We start from the raw sequence: 7,848 nt of genomic DNA, 5'->3' as shown, positions 1-7,848 counted from the left end.
TTGCGCCGTCGCCCGTCACCCGGCAGCGATAGGTCTCGTCCGGCCCCTTGCAGTGGACGCAGTAGTCGGCGGCCTCGGCGGCGGACGCAAAGAGGCCGAGCGCGGCAGCGCCTAGCGCCGCGGACCAAAGCACGCCCGAATGGATGCGCCAACCCATAGCGTTTCGCCATCCCCTTGGCTGGTTCGTCCCAGCCTATCATATTGGAGGCAGGGACAATACCGGGCCCAAAGAGGCTGAAATAGGTCAGGCGTGTTGACCGCCTTCGAGCGGAACAGTAAGGCTTGCGCCAACGGAGACGTGGCCGAGAGGCTGAAGGCGGCGGTTTGCTAAACCGTTATACGGTCAAAAGCCGTATCGGGGGTTCGAATCCCCCCGTCTCCGCCATTATGCGCCGGCCTAAGAGGACAACGATGGCTACCAGGCCCCGAACGGCCCCCGAAACGGCCCCCGAAGCAGATTTCGACCGCGCCTTTATCGAGGCCGAGCGCAACCGCTTTGCCGGGCGGGCTCTGTCGTTCCTGATCGTGCTCAACGGCGCCGCCGCGCTGATCCTCCTCTTCGTCATGGCGCAGGCCCGCGAATCGACCGTCGACGGAAAGGTCGCGGCGGCCCTGCTGTTCTTCTCGAGCGGGGCGATCGCAGCCTTGGTCAGCGCGTTCCTGGCCTATGTCAATCGCACCGTCAGGATGAGACAGTCGGCGCAACGGGAAAATCTCAGGGCGGCACTCCGTGGGCTCGCCATCGCCGCCTCCATCGGCAGCGGGGCCGCTTTCCTGGTCGGCATGAACATGGTCGCCAATAGCGCCGTCGAGAAATCGAGCTCGCACCCGAAAGGCTCGCGTGAGGACAAGTTGCGGAAGACGCCCCCCGTCGAGAAGGTGAAGCTCCAGGAGCGCCTGATTAAGGGGTAAGGGGCGGGAGGCCTAGGGCGGGCCGGTCATCTCGCGGGTGAAGTCCGCCCAGACCTCGCGGGCCTGGGACGTCAATACGCCAAGCTTCTCGCCGGCCACGTCCCAATTGACGATGCGCTTTTGCGTCTCGCCGTCCGTCCCGGAATCGAGGACATAGACCGCGATGACCGTGAGCAAAATGCCGACGAGAATACCGAGTAAAAACCGCATGGAACCCCCACTTGAGACTGTCCCGATCATAGGCCGGGGCGGCGCCTAGAGGAAGATGCTTCCCTCGCGTCGCCCGCGTCTCCAGGTTGTCCTAAAGGCGCAGAACCCGCCCGCGAAGCGAGTGATTTCTCCCGAGCAGGATTCTGTGTCGCAGGGGCAACGCACACTGGTTTGATCTTTGTCAAGGTTGGGCCGCGTCCGGTGGCGCATCTCTCACCCAAAGAGGGGTGAGACCATGACGGCCATGCTGGCGCGCGACGAGTGGAAGGCTCTTTCGGATTTTCTGGCGCTCGGCGCGGCGGCGCTTTGCGTCATCATCGGCCTTGTGCTGGCGCTGGCGGGCGAGGACCGGGTCATCGCCTTCCACGGTTGCGTCCTCTTGGCCGCGGCGGCGCTCGCCTTCCTCTTCATGCTGACGCAGATCATCGACGGGCGGGCCCCCGACGAGGGCACAGGCTACGCCGACGGCGTGGTCCGGGCCGGGGTCATCGCCACAATGTTCTGGGGGCTCGCAGGTTTCATCGTCGGCGACCTGATCGCTTGGCAGCTCGCTATCCCGTTTCAACTTCGATCTGCCCTGGACGAATTTCGGCCGCTTGAGGCCGGTCCACACCTCCGCCGTGATCTTCGCCTTCGGCGGCAACGCGCTGATCGCCACGTCGCTTTATGTGGTGCAGCGCACCTGCCGCGCGCGGCTCGCCGGCAAGTGGTCGCCCTGGTTCGTGTTCTGGGGCTATCAGCTGTTCCTGGTGCTCGCGGCCACCGGCTACGTCCTCGGCGTCACCCAATCGAAGGAATATGCGGAGCCCGAATGGTACGTCGACATTTGGCTCACCATCGTTTGGGTCGTCTACTTCCTCGTCTTCGTCGGCACCATCGCCAGGCGGCGCGAGCCGCACATCTACGTCGCCAACTGGTTCTACTTGGCGTTCATTGTCACCGTCGCCATGCTGCACATCGTCAACAACCTGGCGGTGCCGATCTCGCTGGTTGGCTCGAAGAGCTACATCATCTATTCCGGCGTACAGGACGCCATGACCCAGTGGTGGTACGGCCACAACGCGGTGGGCTTCTTCCTCACCGCGGGCTTCCTCGGCATGATGTATTACTTCGTGCCCAAGCGCGCCGAGCGGCCGATCTACTCCTACCGGCTTTCGGTGGTCCACTTCTGGTCGCTGATCTTCATCTACATCTGGGCCGGACCGCACCATCTGCACTACACGGCTTTGCCGGACTGGGCGCAGACGCTCGGCATGACCTTCTCGATCATCCTGTGGATGCCGTCCTGGGGCGGCATGATCAATGGGCTGATGACGCTGTCCGCGCCTGGGACAAGCTCAGAACGGACCCGGTGATCCGCATGCTTGCCGTGGCGGTGGCCTTCTACGGCATGTCGACCTTTGAAGGGCCGCTGATGAGCATCAAGTCGGTGAATGCGCTGTCGCACTATACCGACTGGACCATCGGCCACGTGCATTCGGGTGCGCTGGGCTGGGTCGCCTATATCACCTTCGGGGCGCTCTATTGCCTGGTGCCGTGGCTGTGGCACCGCAAGGCGCTCTATTCGCAGCGTCTCGTCGAGTGGCACTTCTGGATCTCGACGCTTGGCATCGTGCTCTACATCACCTCCATGTGGGTGTCGGGCATCCTGCAAGGGCTGATGTGGCGGGCCTACGATTCCCTCGGCTTCCTCGAATACTCCTTCGTCGAGACCGTGGAGGCGATGCATCCGTTCTACGTGATCCGGGCGACCGGCGGATTGCTATTCCTCATCGGCGCACTGCTCATGGCCTACAATTTGTGGCGCACGGTCCGCGGCGATCAGCCGGTCGATGCGGCGGAGCAGCCGCGGGTCGCCGCCGCCCCCGAATACCGGCCCGGCGAATATGTGGCGCCGGCGGAATAGGGGAACGGAATGAGCTGGGCAAAACACCAAATCTTCGAGAAGAGCTCGATCGTTCTTTTGATCGGCATTCTCGTGGTGGTCGCTATCGGCGGCCTGATCGAGATCGCGCCGCTGTTCTGGCTCTCCTCGACCATCGAGAAGGTGCAAGGCATGCGGCCCTACACGCCGCTGGAGCTAGCGGGCCGGGACATCTATGTGCGCGAGGGCTGCTATCTCTGTCACAGCCAGATGATCCGCTCCCTCAAGGACGAGGTGGAACGTTACGGTCATTACAGCCTCGCCGCCGAGAGCATGTACGACCATCCCTTCCAATGGGGCTCGAAGCGCACCGGCCCCGATCTGGCGCGGGTCGGCGGCAAGTATTCCGACGAGTGGCATCGCGCGCATATGGTCGATCCTCGCTCGGTGGTGCCGGAGTCCGTCATGCCGGGCTATCCGTTCCTGGCTGAGCGCGAGCTCGACTATGACGACATCGAGGAACGCTTGCGCGTCAACGCCATTGTCGGCGTGCCTTACACCGAAGAGATGATCGTGAGCGCGCGTGCCGATCTCGAGCGTCAGGCGGGCACGGACACCGAGGCGCTCGAAACGTTTCTTGCGCGCTATCCCAAGGCCCAGGCGCGGCCGTTCGACGGCGATGCAAGCTATGTCTCCGAGCTCGATGCGCTGATCGCCTACATGCAGATGTTGGGGACGCTGGTCGACTTCGCGACGTTCGACGCCGCCGGCCCCAATCTCAGGTGAGGAAAACGCGATGACCTACGAGCAAGTGGCATCCATCAGCCAAGTGGCGGCACTCCTCTTCTTTATCGCGCTGTTCGCCGCCGTGGTGATCTACGCGTTCTGGCCCGGCAACAAGAAGAAATTCGAAGAGGCGGCGCAATTGCCGTTGGAACAAGATCCGGAGCCCGAGGCCGAGTCCGCGCGCAAGAACAAGAAAGACGACTGAGCCATGGCCAAGAAACAAGGCGAGACGTCGGCGGACGAGGAAACGACCGGCCATGAGTGGGACGGCATCCAGGAGCTGAACAAGCCGCTGCCCAAATGGTGGCTTTACACGTTCTATGCCTGCATCGTTTGGGCGGTCGGCTATTGGATTCTCTATCCAGCCTGGCCGCTGATTTCGAGCCATACGGCGGGCTATCTCGGCTATAGCCAGCGCGAGATCGTCGCGGCGGATTTGGTGCAAGCGCAAGCTGACAAGGCCGGCTTCCGCGACAGGATCGCCGCGAGCGACCTTGAGACCATTCAATCCGACCCGGAGTTGCTCAACTTCGCGCTGGCCGGCGGCGCGGCGGCGTTCGGCGACAATTGCGCGCCGTGTCACGGACGAGGCGCGCAAGGAGCTTCGGGCTATCCGAACCTGCAGGACGATGCCTGGCTCTGGGGCGGCTCGCTCGACGATATCCACCACACGATCCAGTTCGGCATTCGCGCCGACGACTCCGAGACCCGTAACAGTCAGATGCCGGCTTTCGGCAAGCTCGGCATGTTGAAGCCGGACCAAGTGTCGGACGTTGCCGAGTACGTGCTGTCGCTCTCCGGCAATGAAGGCGATGAAGACGCCGCGGAACGGGGCAAGCGCTCTTCGCCGCCAATTGCGCCGCGTGCCACGGGCCGGAAGGCCAAGGCAATCGCGCTCGGTGCGCCGAACCTTTCGGACGAGCTTTGGCTCTACGGCGGCGACAAGGCGACCGTAGTGCAGACGATCACCAATAGCCGCAGCGGCATGATGCCCGCATGGCACGAGCGCCTCGATCCCGCGACGATCAAGGAGCTCGCCATCTACGTCCACTCGCTGGGCGGCGGCCAGTAGCCCCAAAGGGCTGAAGTGATGGCAATGATCGACGTGCAGGTACAGCACAGCGCCCCGATGACGGGCGGAAATGGAAACGCGCCCCCCGTCGAGGCGGCGCCTGGCGTGGCGCGGAGCGATGTGCCCACCGTCAGCAGCGAGAGGCAGTCTCTCTACGCCGGGCGGGTGAAGGTCTATCCCAAGGAGGCGCATGGCCGTTTCCGGACGATCAAATGGATCGTCATGGCCGTCACGCTTGGCATCTACTATGTGTTCCCTTGGATCCGCTGGGACCGCGGCCCATACCTTCCCGATCAGGCCGTGCTGCTCGACCTTCCGGCGCGCCGCTTCTATTTCTTTTTCCTCGAGATCTGGCCGCAGGAATTCTATTACGTCACCGGCCTTCTGGTTCTGGCGGCGCTGGCGCTGTTCCTCGTCACCTCGGTGGCAGGGCGCGTGTGGTGCGGCTACACCTGTCCGCAGACGGTGTGGACCGATCTGATGATCGCCGTGGAGCGCTTCTGGCAGGGCGACCGGAACCAGCGTCTCAAGCTGGACAAGCATCCGTGGGCGGCCGAGACGATCTGGAAGAAGTCGGCGACCCATATCAGCTGGCTGCTGATCGCCGTCGCCACGGGCGGCGCCTGGGTCTTCTACTTCGCCGACGCGCCGACCCTTGCCGGAGAGCTGGTGACGTTCGACGCGCCGATGGTGGCGTATCTCTTCATCGGGCTGTTCACGGCGAGCACCTATGTCCTCGGCGGCATCGCCCGCGAGCAGGTGTGCATCTATATGTGTCCCTGGCCGCGCATCCAGGGCGCGATGTTCGACCGGGACTCGCTGCTGATTTCCTACCGCACCTGGCGGGGCGAACCGCATGGGCCGCATAAGGCCGGGCAGTCCTGGGAGGGCCGCGGGGATTGCGTCGACTGCCGGCAATGCGTGGCCGTCTGTCCGACCGGCATCGACATCCGCAACGGACCGCAACTCGAGTGCATCCAATGCGCGCTGTGCATCGATGCGTGCGACGAGATCATGGACAAGGTGGGCCGGCCGCGCGGGCTGATCGCCTACGACACCGTGCGCAACCTCGATGCGCACGCCGAGAACGCCGAACCGCTGCGGCTGCTGCGTCCGCGCGTGATCCTCTACGCCGCGGCGATTGCCGTGGTGGGCCTGATCATGGTTGTGGCGCTGTCTATTCGGCCCGTGCTCGACGTCAACGTGTTGCATGACCGTAATCCGCTTTATGTCCGGTTGTCGGATGGCGGCGTGCGCAACGGCTTCACGGTCAAGCTCATGAACAAGCTCTATCTGCCGCGGGCCTTCAAGCTCGGCGTCGAAGGATTGCCCGGGGCCAAAGTCGATATGGTGGGTCATGAAGGGGGCGTCGTGCCGGTGCCGCCGGACAACATTCAGTCGGTCCGGCTCTATGTGACGCTCGACAAGCAGGGGGCGCGTGCACTTGCCGAGCAGGCCACGACGTTCGACATTGTGATCACCGACATCGCCAGCGGCGAGGAGACCGCGCACGAAGCGACATTCCAGGGGCCGCCGCGATGAGCACGCACGGCCGGTCTTCGCAGCGGTGGTTCGCGAACGGCATCGAGGGACGCCATGTGCTGATGGGGCTCGTCGCGTTCTTCGGCGTGATGTTGGTGGCCAACGGGCTGCTCGTCTATTACGCGCTCGGCACGTTCAGCGGCGGCGACAGGCCGGACCCTTATCGCAGCGGTCTCACCTACAACGAGACTATTGCCGCGGGGGAACGCCAGGCCGCGCTCGGCTGGCAGAGCGAGATCGCCTACGACCCGGCTGCGGCAAGGCTGACTTTGCGGTTCGCCGACAAAGCGGCGGAGCCGGTTTCGGGCTTAAGGCTCGACGGGCAACTCACGCGCCCGGCCACGGACCGGGAGGACCGGGCGCTGGCGTTCACGGAAGTGTCGCCAGGGGCCTATGCCGCCGACGTGGCGCTCGGACCCGGGCGTTGGGTGCTCTCTGTGGAGTCTTTGCTGCATGAGGGCGGCGAGCCGCTCCACCGCTTGAAGCGGCGTCTCTTCGTCGCGGACCGGCCATGACGGCGCATCCGACCATATTCGCCAAGCAGGCGGCGGAGGCGGGCCAAGCGACGCTGACCCTTGCCGTGGAGGATATGCATTGCGGCGGCTGTCTGCGCTCTGTGGAGCGGGCCGCCATGCGGGTGCCTGGGGTCGACAGCGCGCGCGCCTCGCTCGCCGCCAAGCGGCTGACCGTGACCTATGACCCGGCACAGGCCGGCGAGGTCGCGCTGATCGGCGCCCTCGACCGCATCGGCTTCACGGCCTCGCTCATGGATTCGGCCAAGCAGGACCGTGGCGACGCGCGGCAGAACTATCTTCTGCGGCGCGTGGCGGTGGCGGCTTCGCCGCCATGAATATCATGCTGCTGTCGATCGCCGTGTGGTCGGGGGAGGGCGGCGATATGGATCCGGCTTTGGCCGGGCTGTTCCGCTGGCTTTCCGCCCTGATCGCGCTGCCCACCGTCGTCTATGCGGGGGCACCGTTCTTCACCTCGGCCTATGCGGCGCTCAGAGGGCGCCGGCTCAACATGGACGTGCCGATCTCGCTGGCGATCATTCTGGCGACGGGCATGAGCCTTTATCAGACCATGCTCAACACCGAGCAGGTCTATTTCGACGCCGCCGTCACCTTGCTGTTCTTCCTTCTGGTCGGACGCTATCTCGATGAAACGTTGCGGGTGCGCGCACGCGGCGAAGCGCAAAACCTTCTGAGTTTGCAGAACGGCATCGCCACGGTGATCGACCCGGACGGCATGCGGCGGCAAGTCGCCGCCAACGCGCTTCGGCCCGGTGACCGGCTGCTGGTCGCGGCCGGTGAGCGGGTCGCGGCGGACGGCCGCGTCATAAGCGGCCGCGGACAGATCGATCAGAGCCTGATCACGGGCGAGACGGCGCCCGCCTCCGTCGAGACGGGCACGCAAATCTATGCGGGCACCCTCAACCTGACGCGCAGCCTGGAGATGGACG

At 64.6% G+C, this 7,848-nt stretch carries 9 protein-coding genes, 1 tRNA gene and 1 pseudogene; 10 read left to right on the top strand and 1 reads right to left on the bottom strand.

The window, feature by feature from the left end; all coding sequences use genetic code 11:
• The first annotated feature begins 292 nt into the window (after positions 1–292).
• Positions 293–385, top strand: a tRNA-Ser gene (locus tag AUC71_RS12270).
• 26 nt (positions 386–411) lie between these two features.
• The gene (locus tag AUC71_RS12265) at positions 412–912 is read left to right on the top strand and encodes a hypothetical protein (RefSeq protein ID WP_069624494.1); all 501 of its coding nucleotides are present in this window, start codon (positions 412–414) and stop codon (positions 910–912) included.
• A gap of 12 nt (positions 913–924) precedes the next feature.
• Here AUC71_RS12265 and AUC71_RS12260 read toward each other — a convergent pair whose 3' ends face one another.
• Positions 925–1,122, bottom strand: coding sequence for a hypothetical protein (locus AUC71_RS12260; RefSeq protein WP_069624493.1), 198 nt, complete (start codon positions 1,120–1,122; stop codon positions 925–927).
• 244 nt (positions 1,123–1,366) lie between these two features.
• Here AUC71_RS12260 and ccoN point away from each other — a divergent pair.
• The 8 genes and pseudogenes from ccoN to AUC71_RS12220 all read left to right on the top strand — a co-directional run.
• Positions 1,367–3,028, top strand: a pseudogene (gene ccoN / locus AUC71_RS12255) (cytochrome-c oxidase, cbb3-type subunit I).
• A 9-nt stretch (positions 3,029–3,037) separates the two neighbouring features.
• Positions 3,038–3,772 carry a cytochrome-c oxidase, cbb3-type subunit II gene (gene ccoO, locus AUC71_RS12250; RefSeq protein ID WP_069624492.1) on the top strand — a complete coding sequence of 245 codons (735 nt, stop codon included), beginning with the start codon at positions 3,038–3,040 and terminating at the stop codon, positions 3,770–3,772.
• Between the two features lie 10 nt (positions 3,773–3,782).
• Entirely contained in the window at positions 3,783–3,977 is a 195-nt protein-coding gene (locus AUC71_RS12245; RefSeq protein WP_069624491.1) for a cbb3-type cytochrome c oxidase subunit 3, read from the top strand.
• Between the two features lie 3 nt (positions 3,978–3,980).
• Entirely contained in the window at positions 3,981–4,844 is an 864-nt protein-coding gene (ccoP, locus tag AUC71_RS12240) for a cytochrome-c oxidase, cbb3-type subunit III (protein WP_425283387.1), read from the top strand.
• 57 nt (positions 4,845–4,901) lie between these two features.
• Positions 4,902–6,386 (top strand): cytochrome c oxidase accessory protein CcoG, encoded by a 1,485-nt coding sequence (gene ccoG, locus AUC71_RS12235; protein ID WP_069624495.1) that lies wholly within the window; start codon positions 4,902–4,904, stop codon positions 6,384–6,386.
• On the top strand, positions 6,383–6,901 hold the full coding sequence (locus AUC71_RS12230; RefSeq protein WP_069624490.1) for a FixH family protein: 519 nt from the start codon (positions 6,383–6,385) through the stop codon (positions 6,899–6,901). Before ccoG ends, AUC71_RS12230 begins: the two co-directional genes overlap by 4 nt.
• Positions 6,898–7,236, top strand: coding sequence for a cation transporter (locus AUC71_RS12225; protein WP_069624489.1), 339 nt, complete (start codon positions 6,898–6,900; stop codon positions 7,234–7,236). The genes AUC71_RS12230 and AUC71_RS12225 overlap by 4 nt, the downstream gene beginning before the upstream one ends.
• On the top strand, positions 7,233–7,848 hold a 616-nt coding region (locus AUC71_RS12220), incomplete at its 3' end, for a P-type ATPase actuator domain-containing protein (RefSeq protein WP_483127809.1). The genes AUC71_RS12225 and AUC71_RS12220, both read left to right, overlap by 4 nt.

The organism is Methyloceanibacter marginalis (assembly GCF_001723295.1).
In the GTDB taxonomy this organism is placed as follows: Bacteria; Pseudomonadota; Alphaproteobacteria; order Rhizobiales; family Methyloligellaceae; genus Methyloceanibacter; species Methyloceanibacter marginalis.
The sequence above is the reverse complement of the archived record's forward strand: the minus strand, read 5'-3'. Positions and strand labels throughout refer to the sequence as shown.

Bases quoted from the DNA above. Each gene is read 5' to 3' on its own strand.
- AUC71_RS12225 (WP_069624489.1), top strand. From the start codon at position 6,898: ATGACGGCGCATCCGACCATATTCGCCAAGCAGGCGGCGGAGGCGGGC.
- AUC71_RS12265 (WP_069624494.1), top strand. From the start codon at position 412: ATGGCTACCAGGCCCCGAACGGCCCCCGAAACGGCCCCCGAAGCAGAT.
- AUC71_RS12245 (WP_069624491.1), top strand. From the start codon at position 3,783: ATGACCTACGAGCAAGTGGCATCCATCAGCCAAGTGGCGGCACTCCTC.
- ccoP (WP_425283387.1), top strand. From the start codon at position 3,981: ATGGCCAAGAAACAAGGCGAGACGTCGGCGGACGAGGAAACGACCGGC.
- ccoG (WP_069624495.1), top strand. From the start codon at position 4,902: ATGACGGGCGGAAATGGAAACGCGCCCCCCGTCGAGGCGGCGCCTGGC.
- AUC71_RS12230 (WP_069624490.1), top strand. From the start codon at position 6,383: ATGAGCACGCACGGCCGGTCTTCGCAGCGGTGGTTCGCGAACGGCATC.
- ccoO (WP_069624492.1), top strand. From the start codon at position 3,038: ATGAGCTGGGCAAAACACCAAATCTTCGAGAAGAGCTCGATCGTTCTT.
- AUC71_RS12260 (WP_069624493.1), bottom strand. From the start codon at position 1,122: ATGCGGTTTTTACTCGGTATTCTCGTCGGCATTTTGCTCACGGTCATC.